General features: G+C 43.3%; 17 protein-coding genes. 6 read left to right on the forward strand and 11 right to left on the reverse strand.

Annotation, left to right across the window (positions count from 1 at the left end; translation table 11 throughout):
* Window positions 1–14: 14 nt before the first annotated feature.
* The 6 genes from ACXAGV_RS10555 to queF form a co-directional block, all read right to left on the reverse strand.
* Window positions 15–1,022: an isocitrate dehydrogenase gene (locus ACXAGV_RS10555; protein ID WP_474873212.1), complete on the reverse strand. Its 1,008-nt coding sequence runs from the start codon at window positions 1,020–1,022 to the stop codon at window positions 15–17.
* A 259-nt stretch (window positions 1,023–1,281) separates the two neighbouring features.
* Window positions 1,282–2,892 (reverse strand): histidine kinase, encoded by a 1,611-nt coding sequence (locus ACXAGV_RS10560; RefSeq protein ID WP_474873213.1) that lies wholly within the window; start codon window positions 2,890–2,892, stop codon window positions 1,282–1,284.
* Between the two features lie 12 nt (window positions 2,893–2,904).
* Complete coding sequence (locus tag ACXAGV_RS10565) at window positions 2,905–3,279, reverse strand: DUF3192 domain-containing protein (RefSeq protein ID WP_269918820.1); 375 nt, start codon at window positions 3,277–3,279, stop codon at window positions 2,905–2,907.
* Window positions 3,280–3,474: 195 nt separating this feature from the next.
* Window positions 3,475–4,836: a nucleotide 5'-monophosphate nucleosidase PpnN gene (ppnN, locus tag ACXAGV_RS10570; protein ID WP_474873214.1), complete on the reverse strand. Its 1,362-nt coding sequence runs from the start codon at window positions 4,834–4,836 to the stop codon at window positions 3,475–3,477.
* A gap of 10 nt (window positions 4,837–4,846) precedes the next feature.
* Complete coding sequence (locus ACXAGV_RS10575; RefSeq protein ID WP_474873215.1) at window positions 4,847–6,403, reverse strand: GGDEF domain-containing protein; 1,557 nt, start codon at window positions 6,401–6,403, stop codon at window positions 4,847–4,849.
* A 72-nt stretch (window positions 6,404–6,475) separates the two neighbouring features.
* Entirely contained in the window at window positions 6,476–7,336 is an 861-nt protein-coding gene (gene queF / locus ACXAGV_RS10580; protein WP_474873216.1) for an NADPH-dependent 7-cyano-7-deazaguanine reductase QueF, read from the reverse strand.
* Between the two features lie 145 nt (window positions 7,337–7,481).
* Here queF and syd point away from each other — a divergent pair, with 145 nt between their 5' ends.
* On the forward strand, window positions 7,482–8,024 hold the full coding sequence (gene syd / locus ACXAGV_RS10585; protein ID WP_474873217.1) for a SecY-interacting protein: 543 nt from the start codon (window positions 7,482–7,484) through the stop codon (window positions 8,022–8,024).
* Between the two features lie 59 nt (window positions 8,025–8,083).
* Here syd and ACXAGV_RS10590 read toward each other — a convergent pair whose 3' ends face one another.
* Window positions 8,084–8,395 (reverse strand): hypothetical protein, encoded by a 312-nt coding sequence (locus tag ACXAGV_RS10590; protein WP_474873218.1) that lies wholly within the window; start codon window positions 8,393–8,395, stop codon window positions 8,084–8,086.
* Between the two features lie 298 nt (window positions 8,396–8,693).
* Between ACXAGV_RS10590 and ACXAGV_RS10595 the strand changes: the two genes are divergently transcribed.
* A complete protein-coding gene (locus ACXAGV_RS10595) occupies window positions 8,694–9,059 on the forward strand; it encodes a DUF3192 domain-containing protein (protein ID WP_014948542.1) in 366 nt (121 codons plus the stop codon).
* Window positions 9,060–9,280: 221 nt separating this feature from the next.
* Entirely contained in the window at window positions 9,281–9,928 is a 648-nt protein-coding gene (locus ACXAGV_RS10600) for a GNAT family N-acetyltransferase (protein WP_474873219.1), read from the forward strand.
* A gap of 996 nt (window positions 9,929–10,924) precedes the next feature.
* On the opposite strand, the gene ACXAGV_RS10605 is transcribed toward ACXAGV_RS10600, so the two are convergent.
* Window positions 10,925–11,227 carry a DUF3301 domain-containing protein gene (locus ACXAGV_RS10605; protein WP_474873220.1) on the reverse strand — a complete coding sequence of 101 codons (303 nt, stop codon included), beginning with the start codon at window positions 11,225–11,227 and terminating at the stop codon, window positions 10,925–10,927.
* The gene (locus tag ACXAGV_RS10610) at window positions 11,228–12,277 is read right to left on the reverse strand and encodes a DUF3549 family protein (protein WP_474873221.1); all 1,050 of its coding nucleotides are present in this window, start codon (window positions 12,275–12,277) and stop codon (window positions 11,228–11,230) included.
* 203 nt (window positions 12,278–12,480) lie between these two features.
* Here ACXAGV_RS10610 and ACXAGV_RS10615 point away from each other — a divergent pair, with 203 nt between their 5' ends.
* From ACXAGV_RS10615 to ACXAGV_RS10625, 3 genes are all read left to right on the forward strand, one after another.
* The gene (locus tag ACXAGV_RS10615; protein WP_474873222.1) at window positions 12,481–12,825 is read left to right on the forward strand and encodes a YqcC family protein; all 345 of its coding nucleotides are present in this window, start codon (window positions 12,481–12,483) and stop codon (window positions 12,823–12,825) included.
* The gene (truC, locus tag ACXAGV_RS10620) at window positions 12,818–13,657 is read left to right on the forward strand and encodes a tRNA pseudouridine(65) synthase TruC (RefSeq protein ID WP_474873223.1); all 840 of its coding nucleotides are present in this window, start codon (window positions 12,818–12,820) and stop codon (window positions 13,655–13,657) included. The genes ACXAGV_RS10615 and truC overlap by 8 nt, the downstream gene beginning before the upstream one ends.
* Before the next feature lie 66 nt (window positions 13,658–13,723).
* Window positions 13,724–14,173: a flavodoxin domain-containing protein gene (locus ACXAGV_RS10625; RefSeq protein WP_069943864.1), complete on the forward strand. Its 450-nt coding sequence runs from the start codon at window positions 13,724–13,726 to the stop codon at window positions 14,171–14,173.
* Between the two features lie 130 nt (window positions 14,174–14,303).
* On the opposite strand, the gene dapD is transcribed toward ACXAGV_RS10625, so the two are convergent.
* Entirely contained in the window at window positions 14,304–15,128 is an 825-nt protein-coding gene (dapD, locus tag ACXAGV_RS10630) for a 2,3,4,5-tetrahydropyridine-2,6-dicarboxylate N-succinyltransferase (RefSeq protein WP_474873224.1), read from the reverse strand.
* On the reverse strand, window positions 15,125–17,776 hold the full coding sequence (gene glnD, locus ACXAGV_RS10635; RefSeq protein WP_474873225.1) for a [protein-PII] uridylyltransferase: 2,652 nt from the start codon (window positions 17,774–17,776) through the stop codon (window positions 15,125–15,127). The genes dapD and glnD overlap by 4 nt, the downstream gene beginning before the upstream one ends.
* Between the last annotated feature and the right edge of the window lie 94 nt (window positions 17,777–17,870).

A 17,870-nucleotide genomic window follows, 5' to 3' on the forward strand; every position in this document is an offset into this window, starting at 1 on the left:
GTAAGCCAAAATGCTTATAGGCGGTCAAGAAGCGCTTGCGTGAATTCTGTTGTACCAGCCTCACCACCAAGGTCACGAGTTGTGCGATCGCCAGACTCGATTACATCTTTCAGTGCTGTGCGAATTTTCTCTGCTTTATCACCCATATTTAGGTACTCAAGCATTTGTGCCGCAGCCAAGATTACTGACGTCGGGTTAGCTAGGTTCTTACCTGCGATATCGGGTGCAGAGCCGTGAACCGCTTCAAAGATTGCACAATCTTCACCAATGTTCGCGCCAGGTGCCATACCAAGGCCACCGACAAGACCGGCACATAGGTCAGATAGGATGTCACCGAAAAGGTTCGTCGTAACAATAACGTCAAACTGGTGCGGATTCATAACAAGCTGCATACAGCAGTTATCAACAATCATTTCCGCTGATTCGATGTCTGGGTAACGCTCACCAACTTCACGGGCAACCTTTAGGAACAAGCCTGAAGTTGATTTAAGAATGTTAGCTTTATGAACAGCTGTGACTTTCTTGCGGCCTTCGCGACGGGCAAGTTCGTAAGCAAAAGTTACGATTTTTTCAGCGCCGTCACGAGTAATCTTACTCATTGCTTCAGCTTCATTACCGTCTTCTGAAACAACTTGGCCAAGACCAGAATACATACCCTGCGTGTTTTCACGAACGGTAATGATGTCGATATCTTCGTAACGTGCTTTAGTGCCTTTGAAAGACATTACTGGACGAAGGTTTGCGTACAGCTTGAACTGTTTACGAAGACTTACGTTGATAGATGTGAAGCCTTCACCAACAGGGGTGGTTAATGGGCCTTTTAAGGCAACTTTGTTTTTAGCGATCAGGTCTAATGTTTCTTGAGGTAGTAGCTCGCCATGTTCTTCCAGTGCAACTAAGCCCGCATCGGCATAGTCATAGGCAAAGTCACAGCCAACCTTATCTAAAATTTTTGTGGTTGCATCGATAATGTCCGGGCCAATGCCGTCACCGCGAATGACTGTAATACGTTGCTGAGTCATGTGGAGGGATCCTCTGGTAATTCTGTTGTCAAAATCGTTAGGTTTATTCAATTTTTAGCGTGACGCTTTTAGCGCCAAATTCTGCCTGCTTACTTATTATAATGGAAAATGTAGGGAAAAAGGGTAAAGCACTGCAAAAGTTGCCGTATTTTATATGATAGCTGGCGCAAGTTATAGCCATTCGTAAAGATTAATTGAAGCGGGTAGGGATTAAATATTGATATTTGGGAGTAATGCGGCTGAGAAAGGTCCAACAGCGTTAGACGACCAGAGGGCAAAAAAGCAAGTGTCCATTGGACTCGAGTGCTGCAGATATATCTTCGCGCTTGATACCAAGAATATTTAAAAGCGTTTTTACCTTTATATCTTGAAGGAGGGAACAAATATTTCGATTAAACAAACAGGCTTTTGTCAGGGCAAAACTTAACACCAAAATCGTTTGTTCTTTTTGGATTGATTTTGGAACGTCAGAGCTCAACTTCCCGCATTGGTGGATAACAGCACGCCATGTCGAGCTCTGATGCCAACTTCCGGCAAGTTCAGAAGCTATTGCGAGCCATGGCGTGTCACTTTTAACGCTAAATGCGTTGTTGATTGAAACGGTTTTGGTTAGGTCGACAGGCAAGCACTGAGACACCTTAAAGCCTGGTAGTGTGAACAGCGGAGTGCAAATAAACGTCATTGTTAATGCCGCTGATTGTGGCGTAAATTTGGAATCTGCAATTTGAGCAAAATAACTTGCAAATGAACACGCAAGAAGCGTGATTTGTTTGCACATTCCCATCAAAGGGAATTGATTTTGAGTGAGCCGTTCTAACAGAGCAAACTGGATGAGCATATCGCCCACGCGCTCTATACCATACGTTAATACCGCCTGTTTTATGCTCTTAACCGGAAGTTGTAGCCTGTTGTCTTTGCTCGCAGTATGGATCAAAAAGTGATTAAAGGTGGGCACTTTTTCAATCTTCTCACACAACTCATCAATAACAACATCTCGCTTCTGCAACTCATCAATAATGGTAATAAGGGCTTTTGGTGGGTGTTGTATTGCAAATGTGGACGGTAGAAATGGTACTCCGCCTCTGTTTACTCTGGCGTGGGCAGTGTCTGTGTATAGCGCAACAAAGTGTTCAAAAGGTAGTGAGAGAGAAACGGGAGCGCGAATAGACGATAAAGGTAGCCATTTACCATCTTCATCATCCTTACTTAGCATGAAAACAAATCCATGATTTTGCTGAATATCTACCAAAGCGCCAGGTACGCCTTCAGCATAAACTTTTGCGCCGGGAAGTAAGCCGTCGAAAAGAGGGATAAGATGGGATAAATGATGTCTATGGTGCGCGGGTAGGCGAACTGCAACGCGTGAAAACACTATTTTGTAGTCAGCTTTTTTCTTTCCATTGGCGAAAACACCTGCCAGAAGACAAAGCCTTTGCGCTAAATTGAGCCGGTTGTCGGCGATATATTGACTTTGTTTATCACTTCGAAACGCTTTTTGTAACTTTATCGTATCTAACCAAATAGCCAGATTGTGCTGACGCAAAAAGCGAAGCACATCTGGAATCGTATCGCGGGGCGTATTGCTATCTGACATCCAAAGGGTGGCGAGCATAGATGCGAGAACGTGCTGTAAATAATGATCGTTAAATCGACACAGCTTGCCGAATAGTGCGAGCAATAAAAGTTGCTGTGTGCCCTTAGGTAAGTCATTTTCGATGTGAAGGGTGGCTGCAGCGAGCGCTGGATTGGCGTTAACCAACGTTAATACTCGCTTTGCGTTTTTTAACCAATGATTAATACGCTGCTCGACCGATAAATCAGCCTCGCCTACATGTATAAGGCGCTTAAGTGTGGAAATGATGCCGGTCAATCTCCATCCTTTTTAACTTTTTTGGTAGCTAGAGTAAGCTCCCTCACCCCAAGCGATAAGTTTATCGTTTTCGAAAAGTAAGGGCGTGCACTCATCTTGAGTTGTTAATCCGTCCGCCCGCACATGTTGGGTTCTAAAAAACATAACCTGAATTGCAGTAGCACCTTGTCGCTTGGCTTCTGTAATATCAGGCGAGCCTAGCAGCGCAAGCACCTCTTCTCGGGTACTGCCCAACTTCAATTTTGTGATTTGAACGCGGTTGTATTCTTCACGGTCCTTCCAATCCATATTTTCAGGTTTATCGGGGTAAAAAGCGATAACCATAAAAACAAACACCGCATATAAAGCGACGCCAGCTAAAATTAGACGAATAACCTTGGTATTCATGACCGTTACTTCTCGTTTTCTATACTCAAATGTTAGTGAAGGATATCAATGTCAAAAGCAAGAGCATTAGATAAAGAATGCTCGCTGCAGGTAACATTTTTTCGTTTAATTACACTCTACGTAAGTGTACCTTAAAATGCCTGCCAAACATAAGTAGTAAACGTAAGCAAATGCGTCGCCAATAATTCTGCTTTTTTAACCATCTTTCACAACATAGCAGGGTTCGTAAGCACTGCCTGGTAGCTTCATTCTATGCTGTTTTACAAACGACTCAAGTAGCGTATCAACCTTCTCCATCAGTTTACTATCACCGGTTAGCTCGAACGGACCATGTTTTTTGATCTGAGCAATGCCTTCTGCTTTAACGTTACCCGCAACAATGCCAGAAAACGCTTTGCGCAAATTGGCCGCTAGATCACTTTTACTTTGATCTAAGTGCAGTTGAAGGTCGGCCATACTCTCATGCGTTGGAATAAAGGGCTGTTGAAAGTCTTGTTCAATTTTTAATGACCAATTAAAGCTGAATGCGTCACCCATCGCACCTCTGAACTTCTTCACTTTTTCAAGGTGTTTATTCATGGTGCGTGCTACTTCTTCTGGGTCATCTACAATGATTTGATATTTTGATTGTGCTTCTGAACCTAGTGTTGCACCAACAAAAGCGTCTATGGCTTCAAAGTATTCTTCGCTACCAGCAGGCCCTGTTAGAATGAAAGGAAAAGGTTGCTGCGCATTGCGTTCATTCATCAAAACGCCAAGCAGATAAAGTAATTCTTCGGCAGTGCCTACACCGCCTGGAAACACGATAATGCCATGCCCGAGTCTTACAAACGCCTCTAAACGCTTTTCAATATCAGGCATGATAATGAGCTCGTTGACAATGGCGTTGGGCGGCTCGGCGGCAATGATACTCGGCTCAGAAATGCCAATATACCGGCCTGTCTTGTGGCGTTGTTTTGCATGACCAATGGTGGCGCCTTTCATCGGGCCCTTCATCGCTCCAGGTCCACATCCTGTGCAAATATTCATGTCGCGCAAACCGAGCTGATAGCCCACTTCTTTCGTGTATTTGTACTCAACTTGATTAATGGAATGGCCGCCCCAACAGACAATTGTGTTTACGCCATCGTTCCCTTCAAGCGCTTTGGCGTGGCGTAGCATGTCAAACACCATGTCTGTGATGTCGTTACCTTCAGCCGGTGCGGTTTGGTGAAGAAATGCGTACTTGTTACCCATATAAAGCAGGTCGCGAAGGACCGCAAATAAATGTTCGTGCACACCACGAACGAGTTTTTCGTCAACGAAAGCAACTTCAGGAGGGTTCACGAGTTCTATTTTTACGCCCCGTTCACGACGAATGAGTTTTATTTCAAAATTTTCATAAGGAGCAAAAAGTGCTTCGAAATTGTCTTCGTCAACGCCGCTGTTCAATACTGCAAGGCAACAGTTTCTGAACATAGCAAAGAGCTCGCTGTTAGTGGCGTCTTGAAGGCGAGAAACTTCTACTTGTGATAGCTGGCTCATCCAGCCAACAGGGTTAAGCTGCACTTTCTTCATATTTTACTTCCTATAAGTCAGTGCTTAAATCAGTGACTACGAGGTTGCGGCCGTTTCGTTTTGCTTTATAGAGGTACTCATCGGCGCGTTCAAACACAGTTTCGGTAGTATCATTGTCATTGAAACAGGTTGCGCCAAAAGATGCGGTGATTTTTACTTTTTCTTGCTTGAATTTAAACGGCATTGCAGCGAGTTTAGTTCTAACGTCATTAAGCTTTTTATCTATATCTGCCATCTGCGCTTGAGGTAGTAGCATTACAAACTCTTCTCCTCCCCACCTAGCAATAAAATCATTTTCGGACAAACTTTGCTTTAAGAATTTACCCACTACCTGAAGGGTTTTATCGCCTGCTGCGTGCCCGAATCTATCGTTGATTGACTTAAAATGATCGATATCCACAACGGCAACCGCAAGCAAGTCTCCATTTTCTTTAAACTTAGTGAAAGCAGCTTCTAGTCTCTCGTTATACGCTTGTCTATTTGGAAGCCGAGTGAGCGGATCGGTGCGGCTTTGTATTGCTTGTTCGGCCAGCTTCTTTTTATAGACGCTGGTTTGCTGCTGAAGTGTATCTATTCGCGATTGCATAGAGGAGAGCAGTGCCATTAGCGCTTCTTGACCTTGCTGGTCGTTGCTTTGTTGCTCGCTTAACGTAGTCACAAGCTTTTCTACGCGAAACTGTGTCTGCTCTTTAAGTGCTTCTAGAGAACTGCTTTCCGATACGGCTTCTTCGATGTGAATAATGTCACGTTTAAGTTGCTCATTACCAGCTTGGCGCTGCTCGAACTGGGCTTGGCTGCCTTGGATCGTATTGCTGACGTCGCTACTCACTTCACCTAATGAACGGTGCAGACTCTGAATCACTTTTCCTGTTAAGCTCGCCTCTGACATAGCGTCTTGAACGATCATGCGCAAAATTACAACGCAGCTTTTAAGCAGCAGGTCTTCATCCATGCCTTCATCAAGACGTTGCTTTATATCATTGAGTTGCTGATCGTTAGGTTTTTTTTGCGCATAAGAAGCAATAAGGTGATTAAGCTCAACCAAAATAGAACGGTAGTGAGGGTTATCATCTTTAATCGAACGAGCCGATGTGCTTTCATTGTTAGTGGACTTAGTTTCTGTGGTTTCAGATGGCTCAAGTCCAACCATTTCCTTGTTAAGCGCAATGCGGTGAAGCGCAACGGCTTTTGAATAAAGTTTATAAATACTGAAGATATCACCTACAGGTTGATTTAGCTTAATCAATTCCTGCGTAGTTAACCCTTTTAATTCAGTATCTTCAAATACTATTTTTTGTAGTTGTTTCATTGCATCTTCTAGCGATGAAACAGTATCAACGCTGTATTTTCTAAGCGTTATTTCTTGATGCTGAAGTGATTTGTTGAGTTTCTCTATGCTCACAGCGGCAAGACTAAAATTAGGTGTGCCAGAAAGGTGGCCTCGTAACACCTTAAGTTCAGTATCGATCTTATCCGAGAAGCCCTCATAAAATGCTGAGAGTTTCACAATAAACTGACAAAGAAGCGCGTTATTTTGTTTTAGGGTTTGTAGTTGTTTTGCTTCCATAATCTCGTCTTTGTTCTAATTCGCTATTACTGCCGCGGCTTAGGTAGCGTTGGTAGGTACTTCACCGTTATATTACTGACGTGCTTGACGATGATTAGCATAAGGCGCTTCATAATTTGAACGGAAAGGGTTTATATCTAAACCTCCTCGTCGTGTGTAACGCGCACAAACGGTTAACTTATCAGGCTGACAATGCTGCATGATGTCGTTGTAAATACGCTCAACACATTGCTCATGAAACTCGTTGTGTTGCCTAAAGCTAATTAGATATTTCAAAAGCCCTTCGTGTTCAATAGCTTTTCCTTCATACCTAATTTGAATACTAGCCCAATCTGGCTGACTTGTGATTAAACAATTAGATTTAAGTAAATGAGAAACAAGCGTCTCTTGAACTCCTGTTTCATTTTTCGCAACAGTCAAATATTGAGTATTTGGGGAATATTGATCGATTTCTACATCCAGGCTATCTAACAAGGTTCCGGTAAATTCTTGGAATTGTAGCGAAGAAAACTGCTCTGGAAGAATTAGCTTTACCTCGACAGGCTCCCCTGCGCACGCTGACAAATCCGCTTGAAGCACTTGTCGTACGTCCTCTGCTGAAGCGAATTTTGTTTGGTTGAAGCTATTCAAATACAGTTTAAATGATTTTGATTCGATAAGATTCTTTGAGGTAATAGGAACGTGACATTCTAAAATTGCCACATTAGGTTTACCCTTTAAATTTAGCCAAGAAAGTTCGTATCCTGTCCAAGTGTCGATACCATCAAAAGGTAAACCTGAGCCAGCCAAGTTCAATGTATCACGACTTAGACTGCGCGGCACGCCTTGCAACAAGTCAGGATTATATTCAAATTCATAGTCAACCTGTTTACCCAAGGAGAGGTCATCAGGTGCAGAGATAGTAATTTTTAGAGGTGAGTTGTCCGTCGACATAAGAACCTTTTATGCATCTACGCGGGATTTAAATTGTTGAACTGCACAGCGACACACAGTCTTACAGTACAGTAGAATTAACCCCAGTATTGACTTAACTGTTTAGTTGTATAGTGTACCCCAAAAATACGCAGGTAACGTCATAATGGCTCTAACAATTTCAGCACAATTAGATAAATTTGTATCATCTTATGTCGAACTGGCCGAGGGCGAGGGACTCAAGATAGCATTTGATAGCGAGTGGCCCTCGCCGTGCTATGAGACGACGGCGCAAGACGGTAAGCTTGTTAGATGGTCTCCTACGCTTCAATCGCCTATGCAGTCTTTCAGTAATGTTGAAGAGGCATTATCGCTAAAGCTAAATCCTGACTACTGCGAGTATTTTACTCGTTACTACAGCGATAATTTAAAGGCTAATGCCCCGCAAGGTCGCTGTGAATTGCTTCAAGTTTTCAATTCCGAAGATTTCGAGCGACTTCAGCAAAACTTGATTGGGCATTTGTTGATGAAGCAAAGACTTAGGCAAGCGCCAACATTGTTTTTTGGTTTAACTGACGAGGAAGATTTTATTTTAACCGTTGTCAACGAAAGTGGCGAAGTGGCACTCGAGCAGGTTGGCAGAGAGCCTACGAAAATTCTTGCGCCATCTCTTGCGGTGTTTATTGAGCAACTTACACCTGCTATATGACGTTAATGCGTTGACTAACGTCAATCAGACCTAAAATTACCGGCCTGCAAGACTAAAAGCTATTGGGCGTTAATAATTTGATGTAGCGCCCGCTTCAACTCCGCTACTTCTTTTTCTAACGACTCTACCCGTGCATGCAAATTGCCCGACTCATCAGTTGTGGCGACAGGATTATGTTGTGCTACGTCTTCTTCGTTAGATACCTCTAACTCAGGTTTGTGTGCGTTAAATCGCTTTATCGCTTCAATAGCTTCGGTTACCGACACCTTAAAGGGAGCTTTTGCACGTAAAATGCCTACGGACGGTGTTTTTCCTTCTTTATGCATTTGAAGGCACAAAACGTGAAGTTGCTGCAGGTTAGCGTTACTCATAATACGAAAATGGTTCAAAGTCATGAATAGTAGCAGTGTAGCCTGTCTACGTAGTCAATTTCACTAATAAGTTACTGATTTCACTATTTTTCAAAGCCTTCGTAGATTGGAGTTGTTAAGATTGGTATAAAAATCAATGATTTAATTTTTGGCCTTAATCTTGTTTATCAATCATAAATTACATTATCACGCATAAACGCAGTGGTTCTTACGTTAGCGTATTTATGTCTATTCAGTGTCGGTTCACAAAGTAGGCGTAGTATCGAATAAAAACAACACACATAATTAAGGAATTCACATGAAAACGGTTCTTCTTTCAGTAGCTTTGGCATCTTCAGTTTTGCTTTCAGGTTGTGTCGTATCAGTAGGTGGCGGTTCAGATAGTCACTATGGTGCTGATTGGGAAGACAGAGAGTTTAACAATCGTAAACACATTGCGAATCTTGAAACAGGGACAACTTACGAAAGTGTATTGAGAAAAATGGGCGTTGCGGATTTCAACGAACTGTTCGAAAAGCAAGACGGCACATATCGCGTACTTTACTACCGAACTCAAAAAACGATGGGCGATGGTATCACCACAAAAGACGAGTGTACGCCGTTGGTTTTCAGAAATGGAAACTTAGTTGGCTGGGGTGATAGTGCTTATAGCTTAATGCACTAATAAGTCGTTAGTTTGTAATTGATTACGAAAGTAGATATTACTTACTACTTTTAAATGTTAATAAAAAGTTAACATGTAGGGGTTTTTCGCGTAGGCTAAAGTTTAATCAGTTTAAGTGGGTGGTTGGCGCAATGATAAAAGTTGTGCGGTAGTGTCCACTTCTCCCATTTTATTTAAATGGGTAAAAGCAGCTGTATAACTTTGCGTACAAGGAGCCCCTGATGAATACTGATGCTATTAATAACGCAATAGCCCCCTTGCAAGACACGGTTAAAGCCATCTATCTATCTGTCGATGATCTCAAAGTTGCCGCCTCTATTCTTTACAATGCGTATGTAGATGACCCATTGTTCGTTGACATTTTCCAAGCAGAAAAAGAAGGTTATGAAAGCCGTCTACGGTCAGCTATCCGTGAAGAGCTCAATGCATTTTGGGTTGCAGAGCAGCCGATGATTGGCCTGTTCGATGATGAGCGGCTTATTGCCGTTACATGCTTGACCGCGCCCGATGCAGCATTTGGTTCAGGACGTTACTGGCACTGGAGACTGCGGATGCTTTTAACGGCAGGTTTGTTCGGTACAAAGCAAATGCTAGAAAAAGAAGAAAAAGTGCGAGCATTAGTTCCCGCCGATAACTTCCACATGCTGAGTTTCATCGCAGTACATCCAGATTATCAACATCATGGGCTTGGGCATATATTACTTGGCGCTATTGATAGCGTGGTAGAGGAAGATGAAAAAAGTGAGGGGGTTTCGGTGTTCGTGACCATAGAAAAACATCGCGCTTTCTTTAACGATGACAATTATCAGGTTGTAGGACAACTAAGCCTTTCTCATGTGAACGGTGAAGTAATGTTCAGGCTAAAATGATGCTTTTTTATTCGATGTGATGCTTCTACCAAAACCTCACCCGTTGCAGTTCCAATCTTTACACCAAATTTACTACAGCGTTTGTAAGACATTTCCTACAAACGCTGTGAGTGATCTTACCTAAATGATGAAAGATTAATTTATACTAAAGTATAAAGTTATTGATTATGTTGAAGTTTTTAAAAATTAGTCAAAAGTCGTACAAGAATCTTTCTTAAATCTCTGTAATTCAATATGGCGGTAATAATTGGAAGGGATACTATGAACATGTCACAAGGAAACACGACGAGTCACGGATTGAGTCAAGGATCATCAACGGAATAAGTTAGGACAACTTAAGGATGAGACTCTCACAAGGCAGTGGGGAAAGGGAAAGGAAAGCAGGTAGGACACTGCATTAACAGGATGTTAGAAACGGATTTTAAAGGATATAAAGGGATTCAGGGACGTAAAATGTGAAAGGACTTCGCATACAGGATGTAGCAGGGAAAAATGGACGAGAGCTAGCAAGGAGCTAGAGGCAAGGAGCCAACGGCAGGATAGCCATCAAGGAATTTCTAGTTTGCATGGACGAGCAAACCAAGGACGAAAGAAGGACATGCTAAGGGATTGGCAAAGCTGTAGCAGGATGTGCAGCAAATAATGGAACGAGGGAAGGGAACGTCAGCGGAGTCTGACAAGGACAGCCTCAGGAAGAGGAACGCTGTATGAAGGATGTACAGTAAATTAGGATAAAAGGAAAGGGACCTACGCATGGATGTGTAGCTCGCACAGGAAGGCGCGAGAGTAGATGGAAAGGGGCGTATACGGATTTTAATCGGGAAGATTTTAGTCGCAAAGGATAGCGGAGAAGGATACTCAAAATTCCAGGAAAAAGGGGAGCCGTCAGGTTCCCCTTTTTTTTGCGTTGTTTATTACCAATTCGTATGTACTTGTTATGTAAAACCTGACCTGAATGGTGAATTTAGAACCGCTCACGCTCTTTGACATAGAAGCTTAAACCCTATGCGGCGGCACCTCTGTTCGCATAACCCTTACACCTATCAATTCCACTTCGCCGGTATATCGGTCCTCGCCATTACTTGAAAACTCAAAATTGAATAAGCTGTGCCAGTCTGGCTTACCATATTTAAATGAGAACCGAGTTTTAACTCTTGCCACGCTCAACAACTGCAAACCATGTTTATCGCAGTATAGCTTTAGGTAAGTGTTTGTTTGTTCAGAAATAGCCCGTATGCGCCAAAACTGATAGCCAGTAAACCCAATAATCATCCACACCACTAACTCAAGTAACGTCATTTACTTTCTCGCTTGTGCAAACAATTGTTGAAATGCATTGCTGAGAATCTGAGGGTTTGCTTTGGAATGCAGGAGTGTTAACACTTGTCTGCGTAACTTCGGGATTTGAACTAAATCTGAAAAGAACCCTGCGAATAAGGCGCCTTTATGACCCTCTTTTTCATCAACGTTTGCCGCCTGCTCTAAAAAGGCACTAAGCAGTAGTGGTTCCATTTGCTCGAAATGGCGTGCTGCAATAACGCTTAAAATATCAAGTCTCTGCGACTTTTCGCTTTTTAATAATTCGAGAAGTTTGTTGTTGATGGTCGGGTGGAAACTACCTACTGACGTACCTCTCAGAGCCGCTAAATTGATGTCGTCACTTTTATCTATCTCAATTAAATACGCCGTTAATAGATTTTCAGGCAGAGAAACGCTTTCGCTCATTTCCATCAATGTGTTAAGAAAAACCTGTGAGTAGAGTGAAATGTTGGTTTCAATTGCTTGCGTTAATCCGTCTTGTTTGGGGTGTTGGCTTAGGCTTTGTACAAAGTCGGCCACGCTTTGCATGGATATTTTCTGCCAGTCAACCAGTTGTGGGGCTTGAATGTAGGCCTCAACTTTCTGCGCCTCTTCACTTAAAGTTTGGTTTAGGGTGCGTTTAACTAGTGCGTTAAATTGAGCGAGCTGCGATTGATTAGGAACAAACGAGTAAGGATTATCAGGCAGAGTTTGTACGTTTTCAGTATCTTCAGCAACAGACTGCCCTAGTGCATCAACAATAATCTCTAGAAAATGATTTCTTGCTGCGGCAACCACTAAGCCTTGCTCATCAAGTGGCAGTTTCACAAACCAAATATAGTGTTGCGTAGAAGCATTCTTATTCCAAAAGACGATGCCGAACCACGCGTGTTGCTGACGTGGAAACGGCGCGTAAGCACTGCCATTTTCTATTTCTAGAAAGGTCTGACTATCTGTGGGTTCAAGGCGACGACCTAAATCAAAAACTTGGTATTCAGTGCCTGCATGTAACAAAAACTCGCTGATAGAATTAATACTGTTAGCGCTCATAACTCGTTCCAAAATACTGCTTTAATCAAAATTTGTCAGTGGGCAAATCTATGTATGGGGACCTCTATGAGTGACCGCCAACAAATAAAGTAATGGTATCACAGCAGATGAATTTCAACGACAAGACACACAGACTTATGTTGACCTTAAGCCCCTGATATACTGCGCGCTTCGAAATAGAAGCGTTTTTTTGCGGAGTTGCTGTGAGTAAAGTGAGTAGTGCCTGTCACAATGCACTTGGTAGGGCATTGGAGCAGTTAGAAACTGTTATGGAACAAGAGGGTGTTTGGCCTAAGAAAATGCCTGCTGAGCAAGAACTTAAAAATGCCATGGAAAGCTCAGTTCCTTTTGCGGTCGACTGTTTAGCGTTTGAGAGTTGGTTGGCTTTTATTTTTATTCCCAAAATGCGCGTTTTGTTGACGCAGGAAATGCCTCTGCCGCCTATGCAAATTGCGCCTGCAGCGCAAATATACCTGTCATCGGCGCATCAGCGCACTCTGTCCCAGCTTCAAGTTATTGATAACATTGCCAATGGAGACATTGGGTGAGCAAACACAAAGCAAAATGAAGAACGATTTAAAAGGCCAATTAACTGTGCATTCAGATGAGCGAATAATAGGAAAGGCAAGCGTTGGTGAGGAAGGTCGTGTTGACGCTCTTCATTTGCCTGTGTTGTACCAAGATGAACATATCATCGCAATTGAGAAGCCGCCAGGCCTACTAGTACACAGAAGCCCGATTGATAGACATGAAACGGTGTTCGCAGTACAGACACTTAGAGACCAAATAGGCCAGCACGTGTATCCTGCTCATCGTTTAGACCGACCCACTTCAGGTGTGCTGGTGTTTAGCTTTAGCTCAGAAATTGCAGCAAAGCTTGGACAGCAGATGATGGACAAGCAGGTAGTAAAAACGTATCACGCTATAGTTCGCGGTTTTGTGCATCACACAGGGTATATCGATTACGCCCTAAAATACCGCTACGACAAAATAGCCGACAAGCATAAGCGCCCGCAGCAGCCGCCACAATCAGCATCAACTATGTATCAGTCAGTGGCAAAATTCGAAGTGCCTGAGCCTGTGGGCAAATACCAAAGTGCACGATATTCGCTAGTTAAGCTTTCTCCTAGTACCGGTCGTAAACATCAGCTTCGTCGGCACATGGTTCATATTCGTCACCCCATTATCGGCGATACTACCCATGGGGACGGCAAACAAAACAAATTCGCCAAGCAGCACTTTAATTTTAACAATTTGGCCTTAAGTTGTATTCAAATGGGCTTTTCTCATCCTATCACTGGAAAGTGGGTAACGATTAATTCACAGATGCACAGTGAAATGCGACTATGGCTCGAAAAATTAGCGCCGTTTTGCGTTTAGGTTGATAAAATAGTAAGAATTTCCGCCTGTCGACAAAGGCGACGATCATTGGTTTAAGAGGTAAAAATGGCAACATTGAAAATTATTGCGGGTACAGTTTACGGCAATGCGCAACACGTAGCTGAGCAGGTGGAAGAGAACTTAGCTGAACAGGGCGTGGATTGCTCACTAGAAAGCGACCCGTCGGTTGCAGATTTTACTGATGCTGACGCACTTTTGATCATTACCTCTACAACAGGGCAGGGCGATGTACCACCAAACCTTGAGTTTGTGTTTTCAGATTTGAAAGACGAATCGCCTATGCTAACCGGCAAGCCATTCGCGGTAGCAGCGCTAGGCGATAGCAGCTATGGCGATAGTTTCTGTGGTGCAGGTAAACAGTTTCATGCGTTGCTTACCGAACTACAAGGTAACGCAGTTGCCGATATGTTAGAGGTTGACGCGATTGAAACCCTTGAGCCCGAAAAAGACGTAGTAGAGTGGGTTAATACCATTAAAGATAAGCTGTTGGCTTAAGTCTTAAAAATGTTCTGATTACGAAAAGAAAGAGGCGCATAAGCGCCTCTTTTAATTTGTGAGCCTTTTAGCATGTGGCTTGGTTATTTGAAACTAACCCGAGCCGTTAGCGATAAGCCGGAAATTCTGCTTATTCTACGCCGCGAAGTAGCGCGTTGATACCTACTTTTGCGCGGGTCTTCGCATCTACTTTCTTCACGATGATTGCAGCGTATAGGCTGTATTTACCATCTGCGCTTGGCAGGTTACCCGCCACTACTACTGAGCCTGCTGGTACACGGCCATAGTGAACTTCACCGGTTTCGCGGTCATAAATACGGGTGCTCTGCCCGATGTAAACGCCCATTGAAATAACAGAACCTTCTTCAACAATTACGCCTTCTACGATTTCAGAACGCGCGCCGATAAAGCAGTTATCTTCAATAATGGTAGGGTTTGCCTGAAGCGGTTCCAATACGCCGCCAATACCTACGCCACCTGACAGGTGAACGTTTTTACCGATTTGCGCACATGAGCCTACTGTCGCCCACGTATCAACCATGGTGCCTTCGTCTACAAACGCACCAATGTTTACGTAAGAAGGCATAACAACTGCATTCTTACCTACGAAAGTACCTGTACGTACTGCCGCCGGCGGAACAATACGTGCGCCGTCAGCCGCAAATTGTTCCGCTGTGTAGTTAGTGTACTTAAGTGGTACTTTGTCATAAAACTTGCTTTCAGCGCCTTCAATCACATCGTTGTTGTGAAGACGGAAGAAAAGTAAAACCGCTTTCTTAAGCCATTGATGGACTGTCCATTCGCCCGCAATTTTTTCTGCAACGCGCGCCTTACCCGTATTTAAGAGGTCAATAGCTTGTGCCACTGCATCTCTTACTTCATCAGGTGCAGATGAAGGGCTAATGCTATCGCGATTTTCGAAGGCGTCTTCAATGATGGCTTTCAATTCATTCATGGTATTGTGATATCTTCAAGTTGGTCGAGTTTGAACAGGATCCGCTTCTTAAGGTTCACCTGTTGTTCTTGGGTTAATGCTTTGCCAGCCTCATTGCTGACGATAAAAATATCTTCGGCTCGCTCGCCAATGGTGGCAATTTTTGCAAGCTTAAGCGTCATATTAGTATCAACGAATGCGTGACCAATTTTAGCTAAAATGCCCGGAGCGTCCAGAGCTTCTAACTCGATAAGTGTGGCTTCATCGTTAATGTTGAAAAAACGTACCTTGGTGGGCACATCCAGTTGTTTCATTTGTCGTGGTAGCTTCCGCTTATTTTCGTGCGAACGCCCCGGTTTTTCAAGTTGGGCAGAAATGGCATTCTCAATAGACGCAATGCGCGACTCTGAGCTTATACGACTGCCGTCATTTTCAAGAATAAGCATGCTATCGAATACATATTCGTCTCTGGTCACGGTAACGTGGGCGTCGTGAATTGAACAGTTGCGGCTATCCAGTACAGAAGCAACCTGTGCGAATAAGGCTTTTCTATCTTTGCCGTAAACAAATACCTCAGTGCCGCCTTTGGCACTGTTATCATTAGCTTTAACTAACAGACCATCATGTTCAGGCGTTAACCATTCATTCTGAGCCTTAATAATTTCATCAGTATGCCAGGCAATTTGTGTCGGCTTGAAACGAACAAAATAGTCGTCGTCAAGCCGTGCCCACAGAGCATCAATAGCAACAGGCTCAATAGCGCGTTCTTGCAATATTTGTCTTGCCTGATGTTTGTGAGTGGTTACTCGCTCGTTCAATGTGACCTGGCATTGTAGTCCATTATCTAATGCCTTTTGGGTCATTAAATACAATTCGCGAAGTAAAGACGCTTTCCAGTCGTTCCAAAGATTGTCATTAGTGGCACGAATATCGGCAAGGGTTAGCGTATAAAGCAAATTAAGGTGATTGTGGCTTCTTACTGCGCCAGCAAACTCACTTATTACATCAGGATCGTAAATATCACGGCGTTGTGCAACGACTGACATTAGCAGGTGGTTTTCTACCAGCCACGCAATCAGTTCTGCATCATTACTTGGTACATCATGTTGTTCACAAAACTTAGCAACATCTTGAGCACCTAGTGTTGAGTGGTCGCCATTACGACCTTTCGCGATATCATGGAAAATTGCAGCAATGTAAAGTATTTCCGGTTTGTCGAGGTTTCTGCAGATTCTGCCGCAGCGCGGAAAATCTTTGTTTTCTTTCGAGAAAAAATAATTTACATGCTTCACTAGTCGGTGCGTGTGTTCGTCAACCGTGTAGGCATGAAACAAGTCAAACTGCATCATTCCCACAATGGTGTCCCACTCGGGAAGGTAGGCTTGTAAAATACCGTACTGATGCATAATGTCCCAACCAAAATTAAAAAACTCAGGTTGTTTCATTAAACGCATAAATTTTTCGCGGCACAGAGGACGTTTCACGTAGTATTCGGCTTCAAAAGCCCGGTGTGCATTGCGCAATTGACGAATACAAATGGTACTTAAGCCTTTTATTTCTGGCGTATTGGCTACCAAATGTAAGAAATCTAAAATAGCCTCCGGTGATGAAAATACAGTTTCGTGTCGTGGCGAAATCATATTGTCGAGCAGCTCGAAGTCTTCGTTTATGATCGCGCTCTTTTGAACGCTTTGGTTCAGCATGTCGTATTTGAAACGCTGAAGCAGCATTTGATTTAGTTCAGACACGCGTGCCACGGTGCGGAAAAAATCACGCATCATTTTCTCTACTGAAGCCTTTCCTTCTTCACCGTAACCCATCATATTTGCAACGTCAGGTTGGTAATCGAAAAGCAGACGGTTTTCGCTTCTGCCGGCAACTAGATGCAGCGCACAACGCATTTTCCAAAGGTGCATGCGACAGGCAATTAATTCACTGTGCTCTTGCTCGGTAAAGTAGCCATGACCCACTAGGTTCCAGCCGTCGTATTCTTTGAAATGCTTTTTCGCTACCCAACCAATAGACTGAATATCACGCAAACAGCCGGGGTTTTCTTTAATATTTGGTTCAAGGTTGTAAGCGGTGCCGTTGAACTTGGCGTGGCGCTTTTTTTGCTCGTCATATTTAGCTGAGAAAAAAGATTTACTCGACCATGAATTGCGACCGTTTACCTCATCTGACAGTTTGTCGAATGTAGCTTCACTTCCACAAAGAAGACGGCTTTCAACTAGATTTGTCGCAATCGTAATATCGTCTTTTGCTAATTTAACCGTTTCTTTGATGGTCCGAACCGATTGGCCAACATCTAATTTGATATCCCATAGCAGGGTGATAAACATACCGATTTTTTCTTGTACATCGGGCTTGAGCTTTTTCCTGCTAACAATGAGTAGGTCGATGTCTGAGTGAGGTTGTAAATGACCTCGGCCATAACCTCCTACCGCGCAAAGCGATAGTTCGTCAACGGTATCTAAGCCATAAAGCTGCCAAAGGTGGCAAAGCAACGCATCGACAAATTGTGCCCGCCCAGTTACAAGCTGATTGACTGGCGTAGCGTCGAAAGACTCAGTGATCCACGCGTAACTGGCTTCCACGCACGATTTGATGACAGAGATCTCATCAACAGAATTTATGGTGTCGATATTCTTTATCAGTGATTGCAGCGTCAAAATACACCTTTGAGATAGACTTCTTTTTAGACGCTAAGAACAATAGCATGAATTACCAGTAGTTCGCAGTACCAAATTTATGCATAAGTTATGT

Source organism: Alteromonas sp. ABH4_453 (genome assembly GCF_056160665.1).

What these genes read in the sequence shown, in the direction of transcription:
- ACXAGV_RS10555 (WP_474873212.1), bottom strand. Translation starts at nt 1,022, where the DNA reads ATGACTCAGCAACGTATTACAGTCATTCGCGGTGACGGCATTGGCCCG.
- ACXAGV_RS10565 (WP_269918820.1), bottom strand. Translation starts at nt 3,279, where the DNA reads ATGAATACCAAGGTTATTCGTCTAATTTTAGCTGGCGTCGCTTTATAT.
- ppnN (WP_474873214.1), bottom strand. Translation starts at nt 4,836, where the DNA reads ATGAAGAAAGTGCAGCTTAACCCTGTTGGCTGGATGAGCCAGCTATCA.
- ACXAGV_RS10575 (WP_474873215.1), bottom strand. Translation starts at nt 6,403, where the DNA reads ATGGAAGCAAAACAACTACAAACCCTAAAACAAAATAACGCGCTTCTT.
- queF (WP_474873216.1), bottom strand. Translation starts at nt 7,336, where the DNA reads ATGTCGACGGACAACTCACCTCTAAAAATTACTATCTCTGCACCTGAT.
- syd (WP_474873217.1), top strand. Translation starts at nt 7,482, where the DNA reads ATGGCTCTAACAATTTCAGCACAATTAGATAAATTTGTATCATCTTAT.
- ACXAGV_RS10590 (WP_474873218.1), bottom strand. Translation starts at nt 8,395, where the DNA reads ATGAGTAACGCTAACCTGCAGCAACTTCACGTTTTGTGCCTTCAAATG.
- ACXAGV_RS10595 (WP_014948542.1), top strand. Translation starts at nt 8,694, where the DNA reads ATGAAAACGGTTCTTCTTTCAGTAGCTTTGGCATCTTCAGTTTTGCTT.
- ACXAGV_RS10600 (WP_474873219.1), top strand. Translation starts at nt 9,281, where the DNA reads ATGAATACTGATGCTATTAATAACGCAATAGCCCCCTTGCAAGACACG.
- ACXAGV_RS10605 (WP_474873220.1), bottom strand. Translation starts at nt 11,227, where the DNA reads ATGACGTTACTTGAGTTAGTGGTGTGGATGATTATTGGGTTTACTGGC.
- ACXAGV_RS10610 (WP_474873221.1), bottom strand. Translation starts at nt 12,277, where the DNA reads ATGAGCGCTAACAGTATTAATTCTATCAGCGAGTTTTTGTTACATGCA.
- ACXAGV_RS10625 (WP_069943864.1), top strand. Translation starts at nt 13,724, where the DNA reads ATGGCAACATTGAAAATTATTGCGGGTACAGTTTACGGCAATGCGCAA.
- dapD (WP_474873224.1), bottom strand. Translation starts at nt 15,128, where the DNA reads ATGAATGAATTGAAAGCCATCATTGAAGACGCCTTCGAAAATCGCGAT.